Origin of the sequence: Streptomyces albipurpureus (assembly GCF_023701525.1) — a bacterium.
GTDB lineage: Bacteria > Actinomycetota > Actinomycetes > Streptomycetales > Streptomycetaceae > Streptomyces > Streptomyces albipurpureus.
In genome coordinates this window covers 413,652-439,002 of sequence record NZ_JAMQAW010000008.1, presented here as the reverse complement: position 1 = coordinate 439,002, position 25,351 = coordinate 413,652, and the positions used below count along the sequence as shown (strand labels likewise).

The 25,351-nt window shown below is 66.4% G+C and carries 23 protein-coding genes and 2 pseudogenes; 15 read left to right on the top strand and 10 right to left on the bottom strand.

Features of this window, described 5'->3' with window-relative positions:
* From NBG84_RS11015 to NBG84_RS10955, 13 genes and pseudogenes are all read left to right on the top strand, one after another.
* A pseudogene (locus tag NBG84_RS11015) lies at window positions 1–406 on the top strand (DNA cytosine methyltransferase); the annotation flags it as partial.
* Window positions 407–479: 73 nt separating this feature from the next.
* On the top strand, window positions 480–914 hold the full coding sequence (locus NBG84_RS11010) for a hypothetical protein (RefSeq protein ID WP_250919141.1): 435 nt from the start codon (window positions 480–482) through the stop codon (window positions 912–914).
* Window positions 915–1,033: 119 nt separating this feature from the next.
* Window positions 1,034–1,525, top strand: coding sequence for a hypothetical protein (locus NBG84_RS11005; protein WP_250919140.1), 492 nt, complete (start codon window positions 1,034–1,036; stop codon window positions 1,523–1,525).
* A gap of 84 nt (window positions 1,526–1,609) precedes the next feature.
* Window positions 1,610–2,233, top strand: coding sequence for a hypothetical protein (locus tag NBG84_RS11000; protein WP_250919139.1), 624 nt, complete (start codon window positions 1,610–1,612; stop codon window positions 2,231–2,233).
* 68 nt (window positions 2,234–2,301) lie between these two features.
* On the top strand, window positions 2,302–3,621 hold the full coding sequence (locus NBG84_RS10995; RefSeq protein WP_250919138.1) for a hypothetical protein: 1,320 nt from the start codon (window positions 2,302–2,304) through the stop codon (window positions 3,619–3,621).
* A gap of 293 nt (window positions 3,622–3,914) precedes the next feature.
* Entirely contained in the window at window positions 3,915–4,796 is an 882-nt protein-coding gene (locus tag NBG84_RS10990) for a hypothetical protein (protein WP_250919137.1), read from the top strand.
* A gap of 425 nt (window positions 4,797–5,221) precedes the next feature.
* Window positions 5,222–5,536: a hypothetical protein gene (locus NBG84_RS10985; protein ID WP_250919136.1), complete on the top strand. Its 315-nt coding sequence runs from the start codon at window positions 5,222–5,224 to the stop codon at window positions 5,534–5,536.
* Between the two features lie 107 nt (window positions 5,537–5,643).
* Entirely contained in the window at window positions 5,644–6,366 is a 723-nt protein-coding gene (locus NBG84_RS10980) for a hypothetical protein (protein WP_250919135.1), read from the top strand.
* A gap of 146 nt (window positions 6,367–6,512) precedes the next feature.
* Window positions 6,513–6,884: a hypothetical protein gene (locus NBG84_RS10975; protein WP_250919134.1), complete on the top strand. Its 372-nt coding sequence runs from the start codon at window positions 6,513–6,515 to the stop codon at window positions 6,882–6,884.
* 179 nt (window positions 6,885–7,063) lie between these two features.
* Window positions 7,064–7,863 (top strand): IS5 family transposase gene (locus NBG84_RS10970; protein ID WP_250919177.1). Its coding sequence is split into 2 segments (ribosomal slippage): window positions 7,064–7,399 and window positions 7,402–7,863, totalling 798 coding nucleotides; the frame shifts between segments, so codons are not numbered across the junction.
* A gap of 350 nt (window positions 7,864–8,213) precedes the next feature.
* Window positions 8,214–8,642: a hypothetical protein gene (locus NBG84_RS10965; protein WP_250919133.1), complete on the top strand. Its 429-nt coding sequence runs from the start codon at window positions 8,214–8,216 to the stop codon at window positions 8,640–8,642.
* A gap of 82 nt (window positions 8,643–8,724) precedes the next feature.
* Window positions 8,725–9,132, top strand: a complete 408-nt coding sequence (locus NBG84_RS10960) for a hypothetical protein (RefSeq protein WP_250919132.1) — start codon at window positions 8,725–8,727, stop codon at window positions 9,130–9,132.
* A 328-nt stretch (window positions 9,133–9,460) separates the two neighbouring features.
* On the top strand, window positions 9,461–9,808 hold the full coding sequence (locus tag NBG84_RS10955) for a hypothetical protein (RefSeq protein ID WP_250919131.1): 348 nt from the start codon (window positions 9,461–9,463) through the stop codon (window positions 9,806–9,808).
* A 68-nt stretch (window positions 9,809–9,876) separates the two neighbouring features.
* Here the strand turns inward: NBG84_RS10955 and NBG84_RS10950 are convergent, their stop codons facing one another.
* Window positions 9,877–10,323 (bottom strand): hypothetical protein, encoded by a 447-nt coding sequence (locus NBG84_RS10950; RefSeq protein ID WP_250919130.1) that lies wholly within the window; start codon window positions 10,321–10,323, stop codon window positions 9,877–9,879.
* A 352-nt stretch (window positions 10,324–10,675) separates the two neighbouring features.
* Between NBG84_RS10950 and mobF the strand changes: the two are divergent.
* Window positions 10,676–12,949: pseudogene (mobF, locus tag NBG84_RS41505) on the top strand (MobF family relaxase); the annotation flags it as partial.
* A gap of 2,512 nt (window positions 12,950–15,461) precedes the next feature.
* Window positions 15,462–15,758 carry a hypothetical protein gene (locus NBG84_RS10940; protein ID WP_250919128.1) on the top strand — a complete coding sequence of 99 codons (297 nt, stop codon included), beginning with the start codon at window positions 15,462–15,464 and terminating at the stop codon, window positions 15,756–15,758.
* Window positions 15,759–16,260: 502 nt separating this feature from the next.
* Here the strand turns inward: NBG84_RS10940 and NBG84_RS10935 are convergent.
* From NBG84_RS10935 to NBG84_RS10895, 9 genes are all read right to left on the bottom strand, one after another.
* Window positions 16,261–16,716, bottom strand: a complete 456-nt coding sequence (locus NBG84_RS10935) for an NUDIX hydrolase (protein ID WP_250919127.1) — start codon at window positions 16,714–16,716, stop codon at window positions 16,261–16,263.
* A 45-nt stretch (window positions 16,717–16,761) separates the two neighbouring features.
* Window positions 16,762–17,370 (bottom strand): AAA family ATPase, encoded by a 609-nt coding sequence (locus tag NBG84_RS10930; protein ID WP_250919126.1) that lies wholly within the window; start codon window positions 17,368–17,370, stop codon window positions 16,762–16,764.
* A complete protein-coding gene (locus NBG84_RS10925) occupies window positions 17,292–18,143 on the bottom strand; it encodes a hypothetical protein (RefSeq protein WP_250919125.1) in 852 nt (283 codons plus the stop codon). The genes NBG84_RS10930 and NBG84_RS10925 overlap by 79 nt, the downstream gene beginning before the upstream one ends.
* A gap of 64 nt (window positions 18,144–18,207) precedes the next feature.
* Window positions 18,208–18,852 (bottom strand): hypothetical protein, encoded by a 645-nt coding sequence (locus tag NBG84_RS10920; RefSeq protein ID WP_250919124.1) that lies wholly within the window; start codon window positions 18,850–18,852, stop codon window positions 18,208–18,210.
* 154 nt (window positions 18,853–19,006) lie between these two features.
* A complete protein-coding gene (locus NBG84_RS10915; RefSeq protein ID WP_250919123.1) occupies window positions 19,007–19,984 on the bottom strand; it encodes a radical SAM protein in 978 nt (325 codons plus the stop codon).
* Between the two features lie 119 nt (window positions 19,985–20,103).
* Complete coding sequence (locus tag NBG84_RS10910; protein ID WP_250919122.1) at window positions 20,104–20,997, bottom strand: SAM-dependent methyltransferase; 894 nt, start codon at window positions 20,995–20,997, stop codon at window positions 20,104–20,106.
* A 20-nt stretch (window positions 20,998–21,017) separates the two neighbouring features.
* Entirely contained in the window at window positions 21,018–22,661 is a 1,644-nt protein-coding gene (locus NBG84_RS10905; RefSeq protein ID WP_250919121.1) for a GntR family transcriptional regulator, read from the bottom strand.
* Entirely contained in the window at window positions 22,658–23,890 is a 1,233-nt protein-coding gene (locus tag NBG84_RS10900; protein WP_250919120.1) for an SAM-dependent methyltransferase, read from the bottom strand. Before NBG84_RS10900 ends, NBG84_RS10905 begins: the two co-directional genes overlap by 4 nt.
* 214 nt (window positions 23,891–24,104) lie before the next feature.
* Window positions 24,105–25,346, bottom strand: a complete 1,242-nt coding sequence (locus NBG84_RS10895) for a cytochrome P450 family protein (protein WP_250919119.1) — start codon at window positions 25,344–25,346, stop codon at window positions 24,105–24,107.
* Between the last annotated feature and the right edge of the window lie 5 nt (window positions 25,347–25,351).

The window sequence follows — 25,351 nt, the reverse complement described above, 5'->3', positions numbered from 1 at the left end:
GTACACGACCGTACCCGGCCTGGCTGCCCCGCCGTTCGTCGTCACGCTCCGGAACCACGGGTCTGCGGAACGCGTCGATGCTACTCCGCTGGCGACCGTCACGGCGGGCGGCAATCACCACGGCCTGGTGATCCCTTTCCGTAAGGGTTCCACTCCCAAGCACGTCGCAGAGCCGCTGCACACCCTCTCGACCCGAGACTCAGCCGGTCTTGTCCGGCCCGCCGTGGACATCGAGGACTGCCACTTCCGGATGCTCCAGTGGCGCGAGCAGATGAACGCCCAACGCTTCCCCGAAAGCTACATCGTCAGGGGCACCAGTAAAGCCGCGAAGACGATGCAGGCCGGAAACGCCGTGAGCTGCAACGTCCCCGAGTGGCTGGGCCACGCGGTAGCCAGCGTCCTCTGACCTCCCTGCCGGGGCCGCGCAACGAGCGGCCCCGGCCCTCGCCAACTCCCGCCAATCCCACCAGGAGCACACCTTGACCTATGACCTTCCCGAACCGGGCGAACTCACCATCGCCATCGACCATGCCCAAGCCCAGCTCGCCACCGCCGATGCACACCGCGCCCGCATCGCCTGCACGGTGATCGCCGCAGCAGTACGCGACATCCTCACCGACTTCGATCACGACGCAGAGTTCGATGCCGCCGGTCTTGCCCTGCGGGTGGGTGAGTACGGGTGCGCCGCTGTCCCGCTCGGCACGTACTGGACGGCCACCGACGAAGTGCACCACATCGAGGACCCCGACGCACTCGACGGCCTGTCGGAGTGGGTGTCACACCTGAACTGGGACAACCGTGCCGGGTGGCAACCGCTCTGCATCGCCATATCCCGGGGGTACTACCGGCTGGACTTGGCCAGGGCGGCCCAGCTACCCACCGGACCACTGCCAGCGCCGGAGACCCTGCCCTGACCGCGACGCCCACGTACGTAAGCCCGTCGCGCTCCGCTCTGACCACCCCACAACTCCCACGTGCACGGCAGGGCAAACCGCGCACGTGGGATGAAGATCCACCGCCTCGAAAGGAAGTCATGAACCCCGGAACCGGAGGGGACGAGAAGCCCCCCGCAGCACGAGCCATCGTCGAGCGATACCTGGCGAACTGCACCAGCACAGGCGAGCAGGACCCGGCTGTTCGCGGGCTGCTCGCTGCCCGTTGGTACGGCCAGCAGACGCGCCAGCAGCCCGGCGAGCTGATCATTTCGCGCAGGCTCATCGACCCCACCGACGAGGCCATGGCCGAAGAGGTCATCAGCGAGTTGTTCGGCGAGGTCCTGCTGTACGGAGAGCACCGGGACCTGGACACGGAAACCCTGTTCAAATTCCTGTGGGATCACTACGCCAGCTTCGACCGCTTCGAGCCCACCACCAACTCCCCAGCTGAGGAGGTACATGGGCACGCCTACAGCGCACTGTCCCGTCTGCTCGCCGATCTGCTGCTGTGCGGCGATCGACTCGGACTGGACAGCCATCGCCTGGCACAGGACGGGCACGCACGGTTCGTCAACGCCACCCCCCACTAGGGCAGGGCCTACCCCGCAACCCAGCTGAGCGGCAGGGCAAGCCGCCTCATCGGGGATCCACCACCAACCGAATCGAGATACCTCATGTCCATCCACTTCCACAGCTGGACCCCGGCCCGCGTGGTCATAGACGAGGCCCCCTCCCTCTTGGGGCCCTACCCCGCAGAGATCAGCTACCACCGCTGGAAGGGCTTCGTCATCCCGCGGTTCAGTGCCGAGACGGTGAACCAGATCGTTCAGGACACCGCCGGCTGGGAAGCGTCCGTGCACTGGGAAGAGGACGTAGCCGTGACCCGCGTCGAACAATGCGACGGAGACCCTTGGATCGAGCACTCCCACCCCGACGCAGACGGCCGCTACTGCGTCGGTGCAGCAACTTGGGTCTGGGAGACCCCCTCCTCCATCACTGAGGACGAGGCCGGACGTCGCATCCACAACCTCATCAGCAGCAGCACGCCCACCCCCGAGCTGCTTGCCGAAGTTCCTGCGATCCTCGCCGACGCAGGACTCATCGTCAGTCGCGTCAACCCGGCAGCCAACGACAGGACTTGCCTGCACTTCGCCCCGGGACCTGTCGACCCGGCGACAGCCGCTCGGCGCATTCACCACATCCACCACGGGCGGGCCCGTGACTGGGACCTACTGAGGCGCATTGCAGCAGTGGCTGAGAACACCGACCTCTCCACGCCACCCGCGAACCACAGCTAGCCATCTGCATCAGCCGGTCCGGGGCCACCTCCCGGACCGGCTCCCCCCGACGCCACGAGGACATCGCCGTGACCGCTCTCAAACCGCCTACCGACGCACAACGCCGGCTGCTCCTAGCAGCCGTCGCCGACTCGAAGCACGCCCTCCCTGGTGGTGTCCGGGGCCGCACGCTGGACAGGATGGTCTCCGCCCACTGGATCGAAGAAGTTACGCCCGATGAGCGGGAGGCATCCGCCGTACAGGCCGATGGCTACACCGGCTTCACCCGCTTCGTGATCACCACCGAGGGTCGAGAGGCCCTGATGCCCGAACCGAAGGCGGCGGCACTACAGGAGGCGAATCCGCATACGGGCAGTATGGGCAACGTCCACTATGCGGCTACGTGCGGCCTGGTCCGCGACGGCTTGGCCGAGTTCCGCAAGACGGATGGCACAGTGATCGATAGTGCACCAATGGTCGACAGGTTCAGACTCGGAAGCCTCTACATCACAGCACTAGGCCGGAGGCTCGCCGGGCTGCAGGGGGAACGGCCTGTGCCGGAATACGTGCGCCGCGATGGGCTGGCCGTGCACACCCCCGGGGACGGGCAGGGGCCCGAAACGGTACTGATCGAGGGCGGACCCGACCGCAACGGACAGATAGCCGTACTGCGCGTAAGCGATCGGGAGTACAGGCGGGTCCCCTTCACCGAACTAGGGCCGTTCCCCGGAAGTCAGTCGCCGCCCGCAGGGGACCTCACTGACTGGTGGTCCATTACCGATCTCCACCGCACGGAACTTGCACGAGTTCAGGGCCCCACCAGGGACGCAGCTCTTATCGCCGCCCTACGCATCCCTCACGTGAGCGCCATCGGAGCCCTTCCCCGACTGAGCGCGTTTCCGTTGCACGCCCACGAACTGACCGGCAGCGAACCGAACACCCCCGTCGACTACAAGCTCCTAGACTCGATCGGAACCGTCTCCGCATCCGCATACATCGTCAGGGTGGAATCCCAGGGTAGGGAGACTCAGTGGGTCAGTGCGCAATCGGGAGCGCTAGTACGCGCCCGGCTGATCAACGCTCGGCAGTGCGGTGGAGCCATCGCCGTGGAGGAAAGCGGCGATGCCACCAAGGTGGTGTTCACCTCACACGCAGGACGGTTCGACCAGGCGACGTACACAGCGGTCCCCACGACCGGCGAGACACAGAGCGAGTGCGCAGTGTGCGGCCAGTGGCAGGCCGAGCACGAGACGCCAGTGGCCGCATGCCGGAACTTCTCCACCGGTCCAATCGCGTTCACGGCCGACAACCCCGGCTGCGCCAGCTGCAAGCAGCCGAAGACGCAGCACGGAGGGCGCTCTCGCGGAGCGTTCTTCACGCTTGCCTGCTCCGACTTTCAGCAGCCCTGACCCGGGCCAGGGTGCGGCCTATCAGCCGCACCCTGGCCACCAGCAGAATTAGGTTTCTGGGGTCAGTTTGCGCCGGTCCGTGAGGGTACGCCGCGCGCGAGGCCCCGTACAGCGTATGAGTTCGGCGGGGTCGGCGATACGAACCAAGGGTTCGTGCCAGCCCCGCCGAAGCGTGCTGGCTCGGGCAAACCGCCGACCCCTTCTCCACCACCAGCCAAGGACACCGAATAACCCGGCGGCTCGGTTGATGACGCCCATCAGTCTACGACTTCGCGATACGACAGGATGACACCGTGACGACCACGGAAACGCAGTTCGACCAGCGGCTTGCCGAACTGGAAGAGGACTGGATCACCCGCAAGCAGCTGGAGCACCTCGCCGGCGTATCGGCGAAGACGTTGCGGAACTGGCTTGCCGCCGATCCCATCCCCGAGGAGAAGACACGGACTGGGCCGCACAGCGTCCAGCTCATCGAGAAGGCGACCGGCGCGCAGTGGGCCCGCGGAAGGCTCTTCGGGCCAAGGGCTGCCGACCGGCGTTCTGGCCCGCGACTGGCCGCTGCCCCCCAACCGCTCAGCCACGCCCCGGGCGAGCGGTGGCGCTGGTCGGACATCGCCCGGCTGCGCGGCGTGACACCAGGAGCCATCAGCAACCTCGGCAGGGCGTACGCGGCTCATTCCGAGCGCCCGTTTCCACCTGCGGGGGGCGATCGGAAGCGCGATGCCGCGGCGGTCGCAAGCTGGTTTGCCTGGTACGACGACGAGCGCCCCGGGTACGCCGACAGGGGCGCCAAGGCAAACGGAACGCCGAGTGGAACTCAGCACCCGACCGGGCGGGTCGCAGAAGTCTCCGGGATCCTGCGAACCGTCGTCACCAACGGCCTAGACCTCACGGCGGACGTAGTGGCCGAGCATCTCGGAGTAGGGCGGGAGGTAGCAGCCCGGTACCTGTCGCAGGCCGCAGACGTAGTCATGCCGGAGTACGGACTCATCGCCCAAACTGAGATCGCCGGACTTCTCCCTGGCGGGCAGGAACAGCTGACGCCCGCTCAACGCCGAGAGCGCGTGAAAACGCTACTGAGGAAAAAATCGGCGCCGCGAAGTGTTCTCACCGTAGGAAGTACGCGGTACTTCCGCCGGACCGACATCGAGGAACTGGTGGTCCGTGGTTTGTGATGGTTGGGGCTGGTTGGTTGGGTGCGGGTGGTTCCTCCCGGCTGGTTGAGTGTGAGGGGCCGCGGCGGACTGCGCGCAAGGTCGTTCGTCGTCTTTTTTCGCCGCTCCTTCGTCGCGGTGAAAATAGATGCCGTCCTCCCCTGCACTGCGTCCGACGGCCCCTCGGTTTTCTTTTTGCCGGGAGGGAAGGGGGGTGGTGTCTTCGGGGCAGCAGGGTGGGGGGCGCGGGCTGCCAGCCGGGTGCGGACCGGCTGTTGGGCGAATGGGAGTGAGGGCCGTCCGCTGCGCGGACGTGAGGGTGGGTGCGGTTTGTGGCGCATGGAGGGTTGCCTCCCCCGCCCATATTTGATAGATTTACCTATGACAGGTTGGGGGTAGGGCAAGCCCCCGCCACCAAACCCCACCACCAGATCAAGGAGGCTCCCATGCCCCAGGGCAGTGCTGTTCCTATAGGCGAGACAGCCCGGCTTGTGCCTGTGTTCGACCCGGTTCTCCGCAACTTGGCGGTACAGCTATGGAAGGACGGCGACCCGGCCGGTATCCACGGCCTCGGTGAGACGTACTCATGCCCCGACGACGTCCTGGACACCTTGGGCGAGTTCCTTACGGAGGCGGGCATTCGGTCGCCGACCGCCGCAGAGTACGCAGTCCTGGCGCGTGAGTTGATCATGCTGAAAGGCGGCCCCGACGCCGCGCTTCTCACTATGGCCGAGAAAGACCCCCAGCGGTTTCTCTTCTGACCTTCGGGCGGCGGGGTGGACCGGAGCCTGTCCGGCCGCCCCGCCGCCCGACCGGGGGCAGGGCAAGCCCCCTCCTTCTCCATCACCAGAACATGGAGCGATCCGGCATGTCCCAGAGCGCAGAAGTACCGGTCAAGCCCGGCAGTCCACTCCCGGGAATCGAGGTCAAGAACCATCCACTTCCAGTGTGGTACGACGGACCTCCCCGTGAGCGCATCGTCACCGACGACGCCCGTTTCCACGCCGCCTACACGCAGACCATCGGCCGGAACGCGGACGGTTTCAGCGTCCGCGAAAGCATCGGATGCGGGAGGCGCGCCGTGACCGGGGTGGAGGTACGCAACTACCTCCGGGGATCCCTCGGCTTCTGGCTTTGCAGCCAGGGCAGCATCACGGAGGACGACACGATCCACTACCGCCAGACTGCACAGCACCACACGATCAGCTTCACACCAGACCGCACCTCCGGGCTCATCATCGTGTACCCGGACCGCTGCATCACGGCAGCCGCCTACCAGGTAGCCGGAACCGACGGTCAGCCGCAGACGTGGTCGCAGAATGCCGTACGTCATGCAGTGACCGAAGCGCTCAGGCCTGGTCCGATCGACTGGCCGGACGGATGGGCACTGCTCATGCCCGATGAAACCATCCGGTTCGCACGCGGAGGGTTCCCGTGGGCGCCGGGAGACGAGTACACGGCCACCCCTGTCTCCGTTCCCGCACAGTGGGGCGCTCCATGTGCCGAGTGCAACTGGCGCAAGTCTGAACACGACCCCAACCGCCTGTGGGGAAACCGGTGCAGAAAGTACCGCTGTCCGGTGACTAACTGACGGCCGAGCCCCAACTTTTCACAGCCGTTGGAGCATCACACACCTACGCGAATGAAGCGGCCATGCCGGGCCGCAACCACGCGGATTCCCTCCTACCCGCGCGGCCCGGCATCGGCCTCAACTTAACTAACTGAACGGGTTTCGCCATGGCTTCACACGACACCGCAGGCACCGCCGGGCACAGTCTGCGCACGGCTTTGGACCTCGCGGGGATCACCTACCGGATCGACTCCTGCCGGGGTGTGCTCTCCACTCTCGACATCCCTGACGACACGGGGAATGTGTTCATCATTTCCCTGCCCGACAGCACAGAGATCCGTATCACCGACGAGGACGGCAGCACCGTCTACGGGGCTGAGGAGCACCGGGGCTGGAAGGTGCTGCGATACATCCGGCCGGAAGACGACATCCACACCTGCACCGTGTACGACAGCGACAACACGGACGTGGATACCGACAGCCGCACCGCTGTCTCCGCGATCGTGGAGTTCGTCGCCTCGCTCACACCGGACCGCTGATGTCGCACACCTGACCGGTCCCCAACCAACCCCGGGAATGGACAGCTACCACCTGCGGGCCGGGCACGACGCCATGCCTGCCAACCGCCCCGACGTGAAAGTCGCCATTCAGGGACAGGGCAAGTCCCTTAGACGTCATCTCATTTGGTACGTTGGGTAGGCTGTCGGTCGTGGCGGGCATTGTTGAGCGGCTGGTGCCGGATGAGTTGTGGGTACTGTTCCAACGGGTGGTGCCGGAAGCGCCGTCGCGGCCTCAGGGCGGTGGTCGGCGCCGGCACGGTGACCGGGAAGTGCTCGCGGCGATCGTGTTCGTGGCCACGTCGAGCTGCACCTGGCAACAGTTGCCGACGGCGTCGTTCGGGCCGTCGGGGGCGACAGCTCACCGACGGTTCACCGAGTGGAGCAAGGCGCGGGTGTGGGCCAAGCTCCACCGCCTGGTCCTTGACGAGCTCGGCGCTCGCGGTGAACTGGACTGGTCCCGCTGTGCGATCGACTCGGTGAACATGCGGGCCCTGAAAAGGGGGACCTGACGGGTCCGAATCCTGTTGACCGGGGCAAGTTCGGGTCAAAGATCCACTTGATCACGGAGCGGACCGGTCTGCCCCTGTCTGTCGGAATCTCGGGGGCGAACCTGCACGACAGCCAGGCTCTTGAGCCCCTCGTCCGCGGGATTCCGCCCATCCGGTCGCGTCGCGGCCGCCGACGGCGTAGGCCCGGCAAGCTCCACGCGGACAAGGGCTACGACTATGCCCACCTGCGGAGGTGGTTACGCGGACGTGGTATCAAGCACCGCATAGCCCGCAGGGGCATCGAGTCCTCGCAGCGATTGGGCCGCCACCGCTGGACCATCGAACGCACCATGGCCTGGCTCGCCGGCTGCCGTCGCCTCCACCGCCGCTACGAACGCAAAGCCGAGCATTTCCTCGCCTTCACCAGCATCGCCTGCACCCTCATCTGCTACCGCAGACTCACCAAATGAGATGACGTCTTAATGGCTCCACCACCCGCCAATAGGAGATACCGCATGTCCCGTGAAGCCAACGCCCCCACACCCCATTCCTCTACCAACCTTCCCGATCCGTATACCTCTCCCACGGGCTACCTCAGCACCCGGCACCAGGAGTTCCAGCAGGCACGGCGCGAACTGGCGGAAGGCTACGTATTCGTGGCAGCGGCCATCACCCGGGAACACTGGCCGACCGCCCACAAGGTCGTCTTCGACCGCTCAGTCAACGACTGGCACGTGGTCATGCCTCCACGCTTCCTCCGCGTCGAGAACGAGAAGGTCGCTCCCTCGTATTTCGCAGCGGCCAGCCTTCCTCAGAGCCCTTGCTCAAGAGAGACGTCGAGATCGCCTTCGACCTTCTACTCAAGGCCGATCAGCACGTTGAGGAGTCCGGCGGAGCAGGCCACGGCCGTGCATGGCATCTGGAGAAGACGGGGAGCGCCGAACGTGGAGCGAAGCCGCCCTACTTCCTCACGTTCATCCTGCCGCCCGAATCCCGGCCCGAGGGCGACTGCACCGCTCTTCCGCCGACGAGCGTCACTCTTAGGTACGGCGAGTTCCGCGTCTACGACGGTGACTACGCCGAGGGGCAGCCGAGCGACACCTACGTCGCCGAGGTCTTCGGCGTCAACGTCGTGATCCGTGAGCGGCCTGGACACGTTCTGTACAGGCATGTTGAGAACGAGCACAGGGAGGACGAGCACATGTACTTCGAGGCCGACAACCGCGGCGAGCACAGATTCCGCCTCTGATCACTGGGGCCGGTTCCGCCGTCTACCTGCGGGCAGACGGCGGAACCGGCGACAACACAGGACCCACCCATAGGAGAGAACCATGCCCGGTTTCCGCTTCACCTGGACGAACAATGACGTACCTGGGGACAACCCCGCAGATGCCGCCCGTACCGTCTGGGAGATGATCCGCGGCCTGCAGGCCATCCCGCCCGTGTTCCAGGTCGAGCCACGCGATAGGAGGACTGTTGACGTCGACCTCATGGACGGCACCGTCCGCACCGCTGACACCCGCATCCCGTCAGCCCGCGAGGGCAACGGGATGTTCAGCTGGTATCTGGCGACCTACCCCCACCCGCTCCCTGGTCTCGACACCTCAGCCGCACAGTTGATGCGTGTCGACCAGCTCCGCAAGGGTGACGTGATCCTCGGTGCCATGAGTCTTGCCTTAAGAGCAGCCCGGCCGCGCGTTCCTGGATGCGTGCATCCCCCGTTTCGCCGACCCATCTGACGCCTATGGAGAATGCTCCCTGTACTGCGCCATGCTCGCCCTGTCGGCCCAGGTTTCCGGGCGGAAGGCTATGCACGAGACGCCCATCGGCCAGGAGATTAATGGCGAGGGGTATGAAGGCGAAGCTCCCCGCTACCTCCATGGCTTCGCGGATGGCATACGCCTGGTGATCCCGGGCGCGTGAACTCAAGATCCGATGCCAGGCCAGCGCCTCGGCCGACGCTCCCAGCGTCGTCCGGGGCGCTTTGGGTTCTCCGCAACGGTCACTGCCAAAGGTACCGTCACAGCAGTTGACGGTTCTCACCTCAGGCTGTCGGAAGGGGAGTACATGGCACAGGACTGGATGGATGAGAGGTCGATCGAGCAGCTGAATCCCAGCTGGATCGGCTTGGCAATAGAGCTGGAGACCGGTGACGGAACTGTTGTGGGGTTCAGGCTGGCGCGGTACGAACGAGTCGCCCGCGACGGCGAGCAGTTGTGGATTCTCTTCAGTGCGGATCAGCCCTGGCGCACCGAAGTCTCTGCGGGGACGAAGGTTCGGTGGGTGCGGCAGCCGGCCTATCCCGGTGCTCTGCCAGGGCAGCACCCACACCAGACCGCAGCCGCGGTAGCTACTCCAGCTCAGCTCTCCCCGCAGTCATGGGTGACGCCTCCGACCGTAGGTGGTCCCCGCTAGGTGGGGAGTGTTGCTGCGGCTCCCGACCGGGGGGATCAGTCGAGGTCGGGAGCCCAGGCTTCGCGATTTCATGCAGAGGGTGTCCGCGCCCCTTCTGCTAACGCGTCCACGGACAACGGCGACTGACCGCTGGCAGGTTCCGGGGGCGCCGGAGAATCCACAGGCTCACCGCTTGTGCCCTCCAGTGACACCTTGGCCTCACGGACCGCGGCTTCCGAGATACCGAGACGCTCGGCCACGGACCGCACCCCCGCAAGCTTCAGCATGTCGGCGACGACCCCGTTCATCGACTCCCGCAGCCTCCCGGTCTCCCCTTCCGCCTCGCTACGAACACGGGCGACGTACTTGTCGATCTTCTGCTGGGCCGCGTTACTGGTATCGACTATCTGCTCGTCGGTCTCGAACCACAGGACGGCTAGGTCCTCCAGCTGCTGCTCACGCTGCCTTCTCTCTGCGTTCAGTGCGCGAGCCTTCTCCCGTGCGCGAACGGTGCGTGCCCCTCTCCGCTCGGCCATGGGCCTCCTCCCGGTGACGGTTACCCGACTTCCCCGAGCCGGGCAACTCCCCATGATACGGGCGCCCTTGTGGACTATCTCGAACGGTAGATGTCCGCCGGTTAGAGATCACGGGCGGAATCACCGTAGTGATCTTCCTGTGGAAAACGGAAAGACTCGGTTGTCCACAGGGACGCTCGGGAGAGCGTCCCTGTGGACAACCGAGTGGCGCTACGCGGACCGTGCCAAAGGCACGGGTGCGCAGCGTCGTTGGCTCGGCTCGTACCTCACCATCCCCAACTCCTCATGCTTCCCGTGCCTTTGGCACGGTCGAAGCTCTTGCATTCACAATGTCACAAGGTAATCTGAATGCATGATGACCATCCACAAGCTCAGCGCTGGGGATGGTTACTTGTACTACACGCGCGAGATTGCGACCGGCGATGAACGCCGCTCAGGCAAGCGCGACCTCAGCGACTACTACACCGCCGAAGGAAATCCGCCAGGAGTCTGGACCGGCTCCGGAGCAAGCGACTTAGGTGTCTCCGGCCCTGTCACAGAGTTGCAGATGAAAGCTCTTTTCGGCGAAGGGATACACCCCGATGCCGACCAGATCATCGAACAGGCCACCGCCCAGGGACTGAGCGCTCCAGCCGCCCTGCGGAAAGCCCGCCTTGGCCGCCGGTACTACCGGTACGACCGGACCGAAGGACCACTCGCCGCCAAGATCCAGGATGCCATCGAGGACTTCGAAGCACGCCAGGGGCGCGAGGCATCAGATCCCGAACGCAAAAGCCTTCGAGGCAGGGTGGGTGCCCTCGCCTTCCGCGAAGACTTCGGCCGGTCCCCGAAAGACGCCCAGGAGCTGAGCCGCTACATCAGCGCGAACACCTCGTGCGACCGTCAGGCCGTCGCGGGATACGACCTCGTCTTCCGCCACAAGTACGCCTCGCTACTGTGGGGGCTGTGCGACGAAAGAACACGCCGCGAGGTCCAAGAAGCTCACGAGCTGGCCATCGCCGACACGCTCGCTTGGATCGAACAACACGCGCTGGCGACCCGAACCGGCATCAACGGAATCGCCCAAGAGGACGTGCGCGGACTCATCGCCGCGCGCTATCGCCACTACGACAGCCGATGCGGAGACCCCCTGCTGCACGACCACGTCGTTGTCGCCAACAAAGTCCGTGGCCTGGACGGGAAGTGGCGCAGCATCGACGGCAAACTGCTGTACGCGATGGGCGTGGCAGCCAGCGAACTCTACAACCAGCGTGTCGTCGAAGAGCTCTGCCGACGGCTCGGTGTTCAGGCCGAGGAGAGGGAAGTAACCCCCGGCAAGCGCCCCGTGATGGCCATCAGCGGCATCGACGACGACCTCCTCCAGGCATTCTCCAAACGAGGTCGCGACATTCGTCGCGACCTCGACAGGCTCCTCGACGAGTACCGGGATCGCTACAAGAAGGACCCCGACATCAGCGCCCGCATGGCACTCATCCAACAGGCCGCCCAACTTTCCCGTCCGAAGAAGAAGAAGAAGGCACGAGCCCTGTCCGTTCTACGGACTGCATGGCGCTCTGAGGCCATCGCAATGTTCGGCGCAGCGCGAATCGACGGCCTGCTGGAACACGTTCGCCACGTCGCCCAAGGGGGACTCGCAAGTGGAGATTCCGTTGCAGCCGTCGACGTCGATGAAGCGGCCCGTGACGTACTGCACACCGTGTCATCGGAACGAACGGTGTGGGGCAAGCGACACGTACTGGCCGAAGCCCGGCGACAAGTCGTCCGACTGACCAGCGGTCGAGGCGACACCCGAGGTTTGGCCGAACGCATCACACAGCAGGTACTACAGCAGGGCTCCATCGACATCACGCCCCCCGATCTCCACTCCCCCTTCGCACCGCTACTACGGGCGGACGGCACCAGCATCTACCGACGTCGCGAATCACAGCTTTACACATCGGAAGACACACTGGCTGTCGGCTCTCGCATCTTCGAAGCCGCAAAAAGAAGCGTCATCCCAGCACTGGGGCACGACGCCTTCGCGTCCGTCGCCAGCCGCTTCGTCGGTCCCCCTCTCGACCCGGGACAACGGCGGCTCGCCGAGGCATTCGCCTGCTCGGACCGACTGCTCGTGCTTGGTCTCGGCCCAGCCGGCTCAGGCAAGACAACCGCCCTCCAGCTGGTACGGGATGCCGTGGCGGCCTCCGGAGGCCGCCTGATAGCGCTCGCCCCGTCCAGCCGGGCCGCCAAAGTCATGGAGGCCGAGCTCGGCGTCCGCTCACACACCGTGCACAGGTGGCTTGCACAACGCGACCGGCTCGCCGAAGGGCGCAAGGTGAAGGACGACTTCACTCTCCACCCCGGTGACGTCATCGTCGTGGACGAGACCTTCATGGCTGGCAACCGGCGACTCGCCCGCATCACCAGCGAAGCAGAGACAGCAGGCGCTCTGATCAGGCTGATCGGAGACCCCGCTCAGCTGGGCTCCGTAGAAGCCGGCGGCGATCTGCGACGAGTGGCCAACGAAGTCGGAGCAGTGGGACTGGAGACCCTTCACCGATTCCAGACGGACGGCGAGGCCCATGCCAGCCTCACCCTTCGTAACGCTGACCCTCCCGACGCGTGGCGCTGGTACCTCACGGAGAACCGCATCGTCGGCGGCACGCCCGATGCCATGCTGGACGCCGTATTCACCGCCTGGCAGACCGACGCCGAAGCCGGTCTCCACTCTCTGATGATGGCGGACGACACAGACGCGGTACGCGAGCTGAACGTCCGTGCCCAGGCGTACCAGATCGCTTCCGGAAACCTTGACTTGACACGTTCCATCGCTCTGCGGGACGACCTCCGGGCTGCCGTTGGCGACGTCATCATCACCCGAAGGAACCAGCCCCGGCTCCCTGTGCTCGCGGGACACGACTACGTCAAGAACGGAGACCAATGGCGCATCGAGAGGCTCGACAAGTCCGGTAGCGCGACAGTTCGGCACACCGGGCACGGAGGCCGTGTCGTGCTCCCTTCCCGGTACCTCCGCAGGCACGGAGAACTCGGCTATGCCAGCACAGTGCACCGCGCGCAGGGCCTGACCGTGGACACGGCCCACGGCCTGATCACCACCCGGACCAGCCGAGAGGCGGCCTACGTCATGGCCACCCGCGGCCGTCGCTCCAACTGGCTGTACGCAGCGGCCGAGGAAGGGCAGAACATGCGCGACGTGCTCGACACCGTCGCTCGCAGCAACCGCGCCCAGCTCTCCGCTCACGAGACGATCCAGGCAGAACAGGACCGCGCCTACAGCATCACTCAACTGGCGGCGGAGTACACAGACGTCTGTGCACGAACGGTCAGCCACCGCCTCACAAGAGTCGCGCGCCGCGTCCTCGGTTCCGCAGCCGAGGCGTTCATCGAGTCCGACGCATGGTCCGCTGTAGAACGCTCGCTCCGGACCGCTGAGGCGGATGGATGGAACGCTGGCGCCCTACTCGCGGCAGCCCACACCGAACACGACTTCACGGACGCCGAAGACCCTGCCGCCCTACTGTCGTGGCGCATTTTGGCACGCGTCGCTGAGGGCCGATCAGCTGCCGAAACCGCTGCTCGACGCGAGTCCCGCCCCGGTAGCAGCCGCCCGCTAAAGCACCTGGACGAAAACCTGCTGACCCAGCTACTGAAGCGTGCCGACTCACACCGCCGTGACGCGCTGGAGGAACTCCACGGCGCCGATGCCGCTGTCGCCGGCCAACCGCGGACCGTCGTCGCGGACGGCTTGCCCCACCCTGCCTGGCCACGCCGTACCTATGGCTATCTCACCCGGGCCGACCTGAGCGCGGCGGTCGCCGATGCCCGCCGCCGCATGCGCCAAGCCGCGCTGGAAGGGACACACGACGCCGAACGAACAGCGGCGATGGAACACACAGCTCTACGCAGGGAACAGCGGCTAAGGAAGACTATGCCGCCGATCGACCGGATGCGGGAGGACTGGCAACGCGAACCCCGAAAGGGCGCGAGCCACACAGCACACCAGCCAGTTCACCTCACCCTCCCGGAACTGACCGCCACTCTTCACCGCCAAGAGAGCGCTCGCAACCGGCTGCGCCGCGCGCAGATCATCGACGACCGTATCCGCGCAGAGCGCCGCCTACGGGAACAGCTCCCGCACGGCCCCGCCCCCATCGCCGACCACTCCGGCCCCCTCCCCGACTGGCTAGCCCCCTCTCGGGCACTGCGGGACACAGAAACACCCGAAGGCTGGCGCCAGCACCTCGTCGAACGACGCATCGTCCTTGCCCAACGTCTGGACCACAACGGTGCCCTCCTGGCGGCGGAGCCGCCCGCCTGGGCGTGCGCCCTAGGCCCCGTTCCGCGCACAGGAACGAATCTGCGAGCCCTATGGGAACGTACCGCCGCTCTCGCTGAAGCCTGGCGCACCCGGCACGCCGTGGATGACTCAGCCGATAGCATCGGCCCAGCCCCCAATGGCCCTGACGAGGGTCACGCCTGGTCTGTTCTACAAGCCCGTATCGCAGAGTTGGCGCGGCGCGCTCGTGCGTCGACTGCTGCCCGCGCCCGGCCCAACACACCTGACAACGGTACCCGCATCGCAGCTCAAGCTGCCGAGAACATCCACCTCCGGCTACTCGACGCGCTCATACCGGACCAGGATGACCACGAGGCTCTGACACGCGCCGCAAGCGGATTCGCCGACACCGCCCTGCACCTTGCGATAGAGGGCGAAGAACCGCTGGAGGAATGGGTCCGGAACATCCCAGCCCCAGACGCCGAAGACGACGAGCAGCAAGCGCAGTGGAAGCGGGTCGTAACTGCATTGGCACTGTGGCGGATGCTGCACCAAACTGATTCCGACGAGCCCCTGGGAGAGAGTCCTAGTGAAACCGGACTCCGCGCCCAGTGGAACGAGCTGGAAGCCGCTATGACGCTCTTCCAGCGTGCTCGCATCCAACAACGGCTCGCAGAGATCGACGCCCTGCGTACAGCAGAGCGCTCTCACCGCGGACTGTCTCCGGAGAGCCCACTGCCCTCGACGCAATCAGCACAAGTCAGTCGGCGAACTACACAGGTCGCTGAAGACGAGCACCAGCGCCAATCAGGTCGCCCTATTGGCCCACGTCGGAGCCCAGGAGCCTAGGAATGGGAGAGGAATGATGGACAGCAACAAGAAGGATCGGCTCAGCCAGGAACAGCAGGGAGCGCTGGCAGGATGGCTGGCCGAGCGGAATGCCCGCATGGCCGCCCTGGGGCACACCCCACCGATCGAAGGCACACTCGATGACCGCCTCCGTGCCCTCGACTCCGCATTCGAGACCAGCCCCAACCGGGACAACGAATTGGCGCAAGAAAACCACGAACTCCGACGGACCGTGCAGATATACGAGGAGGCAATCCGGCAGCTCCTCAGCGGCCAGCTTCCCAACCGTCACGACGCTCCTGAAGCTTGACCGACTGCTCTCCGCACGCTGCAGCGTGACTATGGAGGTTCCGGATCTTCGTGCGCGCTGCAGAATGTTGAGTCGCCAGCGCACCGATGGTGCCGGCGAAGGCTGAGATTGTCGGTGGCGGGGCGCGCGGGCAACGTGAGGTGAGTGCTGCTGTGACGGCCTGCTGCCCGCTCACCTCGCATGCGCCGCGCTACCGTACTAAACACAGCAACCTGCGCCATTCCTTGCGGCAACTACAAGCCCGCCGCCCGACCTGGCCAGAGCCGAGCTGCGCGGCGGACCGCGTGGGAGGGGATGTCGGCTTCCTCCTTGCTCTAGGCCTGCGGCTGCGTCATTCGGTCACGGAAGTTGGAGCGGACCGGCGTCCGGCAGTGGTGATCAGCACATCACGCTTCGGTGAGTCGCTGTGATGGATCGACGTGTCGCTAGGGCCTCTGCCTGAGGAGCCGCTCTGTTGCGCTAGCACTGTTGATCGGTGTCAGCGTCGCTGGCAATGACTGCGTCACTGGTGGGTGTGGGAGTCATGCCAGTGCACGGACATTGGTTCGCCTTTGATGTAGTGGCCGATGCCGAGGGAGTTGTAGCGGACGGTGTTGTCGGGGAGTTGGTCCCGGTGGTGCCAGGCGATGCCGGCGCATTTGTGGGGCTCGGTGTTGACCGGTTCTCCGTCCCATTCGTTTGTCGCGAAGAACCAGCCGACACGGGTTGCGCCCTCGGGGTTGCGGAAGTACATGACGTGGACGAGCCGTAGGGCGTCTCGGCGGAGTTGGACGCCGATTTCCTCGTGTGCCTCGCGGATGATCGCGTCGTAGACGTCTTCGTTGTGTTCGACCTTGCCGGAGGGCAGGTTGAGGAGGCCGTCGGCGTAGCCGGTGTTCTGTCGTTCGGCGAGGAGCAGGGTGTTTCCTCGTTCGAGGATGAGCATGACGTCGTTCACGGGGTGGTGGGGTTGTGGCACGGGTCCTCCAACGGTGCGGTGGTCGTCGGGGACTCTAGTGCTCGGTCAGGCGACCAGCCCGCGGTGATTCACTCGTTTGGCTATCCAGTGGACGCGTTCTGCGGTGCTCATCCCGGTGGGGACTTCGAGGATGGGTACGCCGGTGGCGGCGCAGGCAGCGTAGATGGCGGTGTCGGCGTCGTCTTGGAGGGAGAGGACTTTCTCCCGCATTCGGTCGCCGCCTGCCTTCTGGTTGTAGCGGTCGCGGCAGTAGAGGATCACGTCGTATGCGGTGGGCATCCAGGCTCGGCATAGGGCGTCGCAGGCGGCGAGGACCGTCGCGGTCTGGGGGTCGGAGGTGTCAAGGACCAGGTGGGCGAGGGCGAGGACGTTGGCGGGGGTCTTGTCCGTGATCAGGAGTTGCTGGTGGCGTGCGGCCCGTAGGGGAACGGTGAAGTGCTGGGCGAAGAGGTCGAGTTCGGCGACGAGGTCGAAGTGGCCTTGGTCGTGGAGGACGATCTCTTCCATGAAAGGGCTGGAGCGGGCGGGTTCGCCGGTGCATTGGGCGTTGATGGACTGTTCGCGCAGGTGTGCTGTTAACGCGTGGGCGAGTGTTGTCTTACCGGCTGCCTGCGTGCCTTCGATGGCAATAACGGTGCAGTCTCGGATCGGCATCGGCTCTCCAATAGGTTGGTGAAGGTTGGGTGAGTGAGCCAGTCCCAGGAACCCTCGGCGCCTTGGGCGAGGATTTGGTTGACGTTCAGTCCGTCGGGGGCCCAGTGGCCCAGTCCCTCGGCGCGGGCGGCGACGTAGGCGGTGGACAGTGAGTGGCGGAGGTTGAGGACGCTGACGCGTTCGCGGCCTTCGGTGTCGGCCTGGTCGGTCCAGCGTCGGTGGAGGGCGGGCATGGACGCGCCGCGTAGTTCGGGCTGGGTGACGTCGAGGCCGAGTTCGGTGCAGACGTCCACGAGGCGGCGGGATGTACCGGTGAGGAGGTGGCCTGCGTCGTAGCGGGTGTCCAGATAGGGCGTTGTGGCCGGTGTCTTGGTGCGGCGTTGCTTCCACTGGCCGCGGGCGTGGGTGAGGGCGGGTTCGTCGTCGTCGGCGTTGGCGGCTAGGACGGCGAGGTCGGAGCAGAGTTGGTGGCCGGTGATGAGGTCGGCGTGCTCACCTGCCGTATGGATGGTGGCGGCGGCCGAGGCGACGAGGTCGGGCCCCTCTGCTGGGTCTTCGACGTACACGCTGGTGAACGCGAACGGGATGACCGCGAGGTCGGTTGAGGACTTGGCTGGCAGGTCGAGCCAGACGATCGAGTAGCAGAACGGCCGGTTGCCGTTCTTGATCCGGTAGTTCTTGGTCCACTCGACGTCGATCGACGCGATGCGGATGATGCCAGCGCGCCGTTTCGGTGGCCGGTGGGAGCGGGGATGGCTGCTGATGGTGATCATCGATTCCTGTCGTGTGCGGGGGCTGCGGGCCCGGTGCCCGCAGCCCCCGCGAAACGCTACTCGTCTACCAATGGAGGGTGCGGGAGAACAGGGTCGGGAACTGGCCCCACGCGACTGTGTCGATCAAGCGGTGCAGGTCCAACGGGCGGTCGTTGCCGACGTCGTCGCCCTCCCAGTGAAGGCGATCGGTTGCCTTCCCGCCCAGCAGAGCTGTCATCACGGCTTGAAGGAGCGCTGCCGCCGCGATCGTCTCGGTGACGACAGTGGTGTCGCCGCCCTCCGCCAGTACGTCGTGGCAGAGCTGCATATGGGTCGGGTGCTGAAGACCCAGCAACTCGTCTGCAACCGCCAACGCGTGCTCGACGGCGGCGTCCGCGATCACGACGCCCGGACAGAAGTCCAACGCCGTGTCCACACAGCGGGCCAGACCGCTCGCGGGCCGATCGCGCTCAGCCCATGCCTCGGACAGCCCGGTGATTCCGGGATGCCGGTGCCCGCCACAGGAACGGGCCAGCCCGCGCAGCACATGAAGGTCGTCATCGGCCGCGTGCCAGGCGATGACCCGGGCCTGGCGCCGCGCCTGGACGAGGAGCGCGTCCAGCATGTCCAACAGACCGGTGTCGCAGTTGGACTCGGCCGCCATCGCCTTGAACCCGAAGTGAGCGAGATCGAGCCGGACCCGCGTGGATCGTGTCCGGTGTATGGGCATCAGCACGACGGCAGCCCCAATCAGCACCGGATCGCCCCCGGAATCCGCCCACTGGCACGAGAGGCCCGTGAGCCACTGCACCGGACGTTGCACTGGCCGCCCGGTGGAGCCGAACGGCGTATCCGGCCAGCCCAGGTTCGAGATCACCCGCACCTCAAAATCCCTGCGCCACAGTGTGGATCGAGCGGCCGAGGTACTTCGCGTAGTGGTTCGCCTTGAACCGGTACCGCTCCCAGATCGCGGTGATCGGCTCCTCCAGCACGTTCCCCAGCGGCTCCCACAGATCCGGTGCGTCGTAGACGGGCCAGGCACGGGCGATCCCGTTCGGCTCGACGACGATCATGTGGCCCTCGTTCTCCGGAGTCCACGTCGTGAGCCGCAGCGCCGGCGACCACTGGTGCTCGGCCCGCAGCCCCTTGAGGTGCCCAAACGCGGTCTCCGCCTCGCCCTGCGTGATGAACTCGTGCTCCGCGAGGTTCAGCGCGTTGCCCTTGCGCAGGGGCAGGATGAACTTGACCTTCCCGGCGCCGAGCACATCCCCGATCTGCACGGTGAACGGCAGTACGGACAGCGTCGACCTGTACACCACCGCCGACAGCGACAACGGGATGCCATGCTCCATCAAGGCACGGACACCCGCCATCTGCTTGTCGTAGTCACCACGCACCCGACGCACCGTCGCCCGCGGGCCCTCCAACCCGATGTTCGCGAACGCCACCTTCCCCGCGATCCGGGACGCGTGGCTCAGCCCGTGGGTGGCGTTCGTCGGCACAGCGAGAATGAAGTCCCGGTGGTACATCTCCACAATCTCGTGGAAGTCCTTGCGCATCAGCGGTTCCCCACCCGACAGGAACACGCGGCCGACGCCGGCCAGGTTCACCCGCATGGTGTCCAACTGCGCAAGCGTCGGGTCCGGGAGCTGTAACACCTCGGAGCAGAACGAGCAGTCGAAGTCGCACCGCTTGGTAACCTGCAAGATCACCGACAACGGGACGTTCGCCACCGCCGAGGCAGCCGCGATGTCCACCTCCGGAGCCGCACTAAAGTGGTGGCCGTTGCCTTCGAACACCACCCCCGCACCGACCTCACGTGTCGTCCTCGGCGGAACCGAGGGAAAACCTAGATCTGTCATCGCTTCTCCAATCGATAGGTGTCGATGTCCCTCTCGGCGCTCCGGGAATCACAGAGACACGACGAAACCCGGAGCAGGCCCGAGAGCACGTAGACCGCTGCGCTCGCGGGGCGGCCAGCTCATGACTTGACCGCGATACCGGCAAAGGCCGGGCAACCCTCAGAGCGGGCGGGGTGCGGGGTGAACTGGCGGACGGCGGGCTGGTCGTGGATGGACCAGCGGCTGAGGGGCTTCAGTCCGGTGCTGAGGTGGACGAAATCGCCGAACAATGCCGCAATCTCGGCGAGGCCGCGGGGTCGGACGGTGATGTCGTGGCGTTCGTAGGCGGCTACGGCCTGCCGCACGCCATGCGGGTCGAAATGGCCGGTTAGGTGGGTGATGGACAGGGTGCTGCCTGTCGGGAGCCAGGACCGCAGTATGGCCATCGCGTCCGCCGCCGCAGTGTCGTCGGTGGACCATGGGAGCACGTCGTGCAGGGTGACGGCGATCGGTTGCGTGAGATCGAGTGCGCCGGTCAGGTGCTCGTGCGTGAGGAGGTTCTGCATGTGCAGGAGGTCGGCGGCCACTACGGCGGTCTTGTACGGGGGGCCGGGGTCCAGCCGGCATTTGGCGTGGGCGAGGACGCCGGGGTCGCGGTCGACGTACACCACGGGATAGCCGGGAGGCACCATTTCGTGGAGGAAGGGATGGTGCGGGAAGCCCGCTCCGAGGTCGAGGAACTGTCGCACACCCAGGGCGAGAGAAGTCGTGGTGGCCACGTGCGTGAAGTGCTTGTTCGCACGGGCGGCGCGGGGTGCCCAGGGTGCGACCTGGCAGAGGTCGTGCGCGGCACTCCGGTCGGCCTTGAAGGCGTCGACGCCGCCCAGCAGGTGCTCGTACACCCGCGCTGCCCGCGCCGTGGCGGTGTAGTCGTGCCTGAGTGTTTCCAACGCTGCTGTCTGATGTGCCGCCGTCACGTCCGCCACCTTCGGTGACGACGTCGCCTCCAGCTCCACGCGCGTGGGCTCTGTCACCGGCCTCAAGTGCATCTGGGTCATCTGCCAGCCTCTGTTTCAGTGAGATGCTGCTGGAGGGCGGCGAGGGCGCGGCCGAGGCAGGCAAGGTGCCATACCCGGTCGCGTGGCATGCCGGGCCACGGCGCGGTGACCGCCTCCATGACCCGCCGCACCGCGAGGTTCTCGGGGTTGCCGCTGGGGAGAAGCTGGGCGGCCATGCGGCGCAGCGTGTCCCAGGACCTGCTCAGGTCCGTTGGTGAGATCGGACGGCGCAGGTCCCACCGCATGTGCGCGAGTCCGGCTGTCATGGTGATCCTCGCCCCGGCGGGGCGTTGGGCGTAGGGGTGTGGTGGGTCAAGGCGTGGAGTGGGGGTGAGGCGTGCTGCTGCTTCGGTGACCTGTCCGGAGCCGGGAACCACGAGGCCCTCGTCGACGAGTTGTCGCAGCGCGCTGTTGGTCTCGCGGACTGTCGCGCACAGGAATGTGGCCAGGTCAGAGAGCGACAGGGTGGTTCCGGGTGGGTAGAGGCCGGCGGCGAGTTGGTCACGCAGCCGGGCCGCGACCACCCCGGCATGGCCTTTCTGGGTTGCTCGGGAACCGGCTGGCAGGGGCCTGGTGACGCTGCCCTCCAGAACACCGTTAGCCAAGAGGTCCTGGATCGCGTCGTCCACCAGTGACCGGGGCAGGCGATGGTCGCGTGCGAGCTGGTAGGCGCTCATCGGGCATCCGGGGTAGTACTCGTGGCTCTCCACGAGCAGGGCCAGAGAGTTGGCGAACCCGGCCGGGGTAGCAGAACCGGCGCTACGCCCATCCCGGACCGCTTCGAGAAGCCTTCGCACATCCACCGCGTACGCTGCTGTCTCGCCCAGCGGCCGGGTCAGCGAACCCGCGCTGCTGACATGGGAGATGGCGTGGTCCCAGCGGCGTAGATGCGCTGGCGAACCTACCGCCGCCGAACGGAACTCCTGTGCGACAGGCAGCCAGCGGAACACGATCTGGGCCAGGCCCACGGCCCGCTGCCCGACACCGCTTGCGTCCTGGACCGCGGAGTGGGTGGTGGCGTTGGACACGATCCGCAGATCACGGGGCAGCTGCTCACCGGTGTCGGCCCCACCTTGGTCGGGGAATTGCTGTGCATGACTCATGGCGTCGGCGAGGGTTGCGGGTGTCCGGGGTGCGGGGAGGGCGCTGAGCGGCACCCTTGGTAGCCGGTCGTCGACCAGGTGACAGGGGACGAGGTCGTGCGCGAGGGCGAGTGCGCCGAGATGAGCGAGGGTCCGGGCTCGGAAGCGGCCCTTCAAAAGGTGGATCACCGCTGTCGCGTGGCCGGTACTCCAGCCGTGAGCCGCGGCGATCTCGGACGCAGTCAGCCCGCTCACCACTTGCTCCAGCACGGCCACGTCCTCGCCACACAGCGTCCCAGCCTCGGGCACAGCGCCCGATAGGTCGCCGGCGGTAACGAGCCGGTGCACCACAGCGACGAGGACGGCCTGAGCGGGATGATCCCGCCCCACAGCACGGCACGCCCGCCCCAAGATCACACGCGCCGTCGCCCGCGACACCTCCATGGCCCGAGCAAGGCCCCTACCTTCCAGACCATCAGCAGTCAACCGCAGTGCGAGATGCTCTCGTTCGTTCACCAGCGGGGCCATGAGGACGGCTTCGGTGCTGGTCGCTGTCATCGCCGCCCCCGCCCCCGCTTCCGCTTCCGCTGGCCCTGGGCTGCGGCGAGGGCTTGGGGCAGGTCGGTGTGCAGCGGCACGGTGAAACCCATGATCCGCAGGAGCTTGCGCACCGGCTCCCCACCCAGGAGGTGCAACTCCCGTTCGTCATTGCCCAGTCGCAGGCACAGCCCGAGCACCGCGCCGAGGGCGGCGGAGTCCAGGAACTCCACAGCCGTGAGATCGAGGACCACATCGCCAGCCGACTCTGCGGCGATCGCGTTGACGCGCTCTCGCAGGGGTGCATGCTCCCGTTCCTCGACCATGCCGCTGACCGAGATGACTAGGACGCCCTGCTCCGAGCGGGTGGTCAGCCGGGCGTTTCGGCCTAGCTGCTCGGAGCGTGTCGTGTTCTGTGCGGGAGCGGGTTTGATGCCGATGCCGCCGTAGCCGTGGACCTCGGACGGAGCGATAGCGGCGGTCTCAGCGTCGGGTTGCTGCCACTGGTGAACCGGCACCAACCCCGGCTCCACCAGCGACAACCCAGCGAAGAGCCGCGCGATGTCCTCCCGGCCCCGGGTACGGGCCTGCACCCGTTCCCCGGCCAGGAGCGCTTCGGCCCTGCGCATCACCAATGGTGCGAAGTCATCGGTTACATGCGACAGCACCATGGCGCTACCCGCAGGCAGCGCGTCCACCAGGCGCGCGACAAGGGCGTGCGGCTGCTCCTCGTCCCGGATGAAGTGGACTATCGCGGAAAGGAGCAGTGCGATGGGGCGGGTGAAGTCCAGGAAGTGTCGGGCCTGGGTGAGGATGAGGTCGGGGTCGCGCAGGTCCGCTTCGACCACGGTGGTCGTGCTCGTCTTGCCGTGGAGGAGGGCGTCGGCGTGGGCACGGACGAGTGGGTCGTGGTCCATGTAGAGGATCCGCGAGTCGCTGTGGATGGTCTCCACGATGGTGTGGACGTTGGGGCCGGGATCGCCGGGGAGTCCGCATCCGATGTCGAGGAACTGGTTGATGTTGAGGTCGCGGGCGGTGTGAGCAACGGCGCGGATCAGGAATGCGCGGTTCTGTGTGGCCATCAGCTGGGGGTCGAGGCCGAGCCCGCGGATACGGCGGGCGACGTCCCGATCACTCGCGTAGGCGGCTTTGGAGTCTTCGCCGTGTTGGTAGGCGTGGTAGAGCCGGGCGGTGCTGGGGGCGGTGCTTCCGGTCGGTGGTTGGGCGCGGTCGTACTGCAGGGCTGTCATGGCGGTTCCGGGGTGTGAGGGTCTGAACGGCAGGGCTCGGGAGCATGAGGAAGGAAGAAGGGCGCGGTCCGGGTCAGCACGGCGGGGACCGGTGTGCCGATCTATGGGCTGGTCGCTTGGGCGACGGCGTGGACGATCATGGCGATCACGGTGAAGGCGGCCAGGCGTCCGAGGAAGCAGCGAGGGCAGCACACAAGGGTTTCCGGTTCTGGGATTACACGGCTTCGGGGCGTAGGAGTACGGGGAGTGTTCGGTGGCCGTGGGAGAGGAATGACGGCAGCGGCGCCAATTCGTCTGGGTGGACGGCGAGGGTGAGGTGGGGGAAGCGGGCGAAGAGCATGCGGAGGGCGGTGGTTGCTTCGAGGCGGGAGAGGGTGGCGCCGACGCAGGCGTGGACGCCGTGGCCGAAGGACAGGTGGGTTTTGTGGGGGCGGGCCGGGTCGAACCGGTCGGCGGTGGTGCCGTGGAGAGCGCGGTGGGTGTTCGCCGCGGAGAACGCGGCGATGACGGCGTCGCCTTTGCGGATGATCCCTTGGGACCGGGGAAGCACGATTTCGGTGGTGGCGTAGCGCATCGGCAACAGTGGTACGGGGGCTTTCCAGCGCAGTGTCTCCTCGACGATGTCGTCCCAGGAGAGAGTTCCGGTCCGGATCTCGGCGAGGTGCTCAGGGTGGGTGAGGAGGGCGGTGATGGCCTGGTCGATGAGGTTGACGGTGGTCTCGTAGCCTGCGGAGATGACGAGCAGGAGGGTGTCGAGGAGTTCCTGCTCGGTGAGCCCGCCGCCGAGTCCGTCGGTGTCGCGGGCCTCGATGAGACGGGTAGTCAGGTCGTCTCCCGGCTCAGCACGCTTGGTGGTGACCAGGCGGGTGAGGATGGCGTACAGGTCGCGGGTGTTGGCGGCTGCTTGGTCGGTGGTGAGGGTGGTGTCGAAGACGGAGTCGACGGTGCGGCGGAAAGCAGGCGCTTGGCTGTCGGGGAGGCCCATGAGGTGGCCGATGACCCGGATCGGTAGAACCGCGGCGTAGCGGTCGCGCAGGTCGACCGGTTCCCCGGGCGGGGTGCGGTCGATGCTGGTCAGCAGTTCGCGGGTGATGTGTTCGATGCGGGGTGTGAGTGCGGTCATGCGGCGTCCGGCGAACGCCGGCGCGACCAGACGACGCAGACGCCGGTGGTTTTCGCCGTGGGCGGTGAACATGTTGCGGACCCCGACCCACAGCTTCAAAGGCCATTCCTGGGTGTGGTCGGGGAAGCGGGGCCAGTGCCGGTGTGCGTCCTTGGAGATCCGAGCGTCCATGAGCAGTGCTTTGAGGAGTTTCGGGTCGGTGATGGCCCAGGCGGGTTCGCCGAGGACGTTGACGCGGGTGAGCGGACCTTGGGCCCGCAGTGCGGTGTCTTCGCCCTGCCGGTCGCTGCCCGTCGGGTCCAGCACGTGGGGGGTCTGCTGTTGTGTGGTCATGGTGG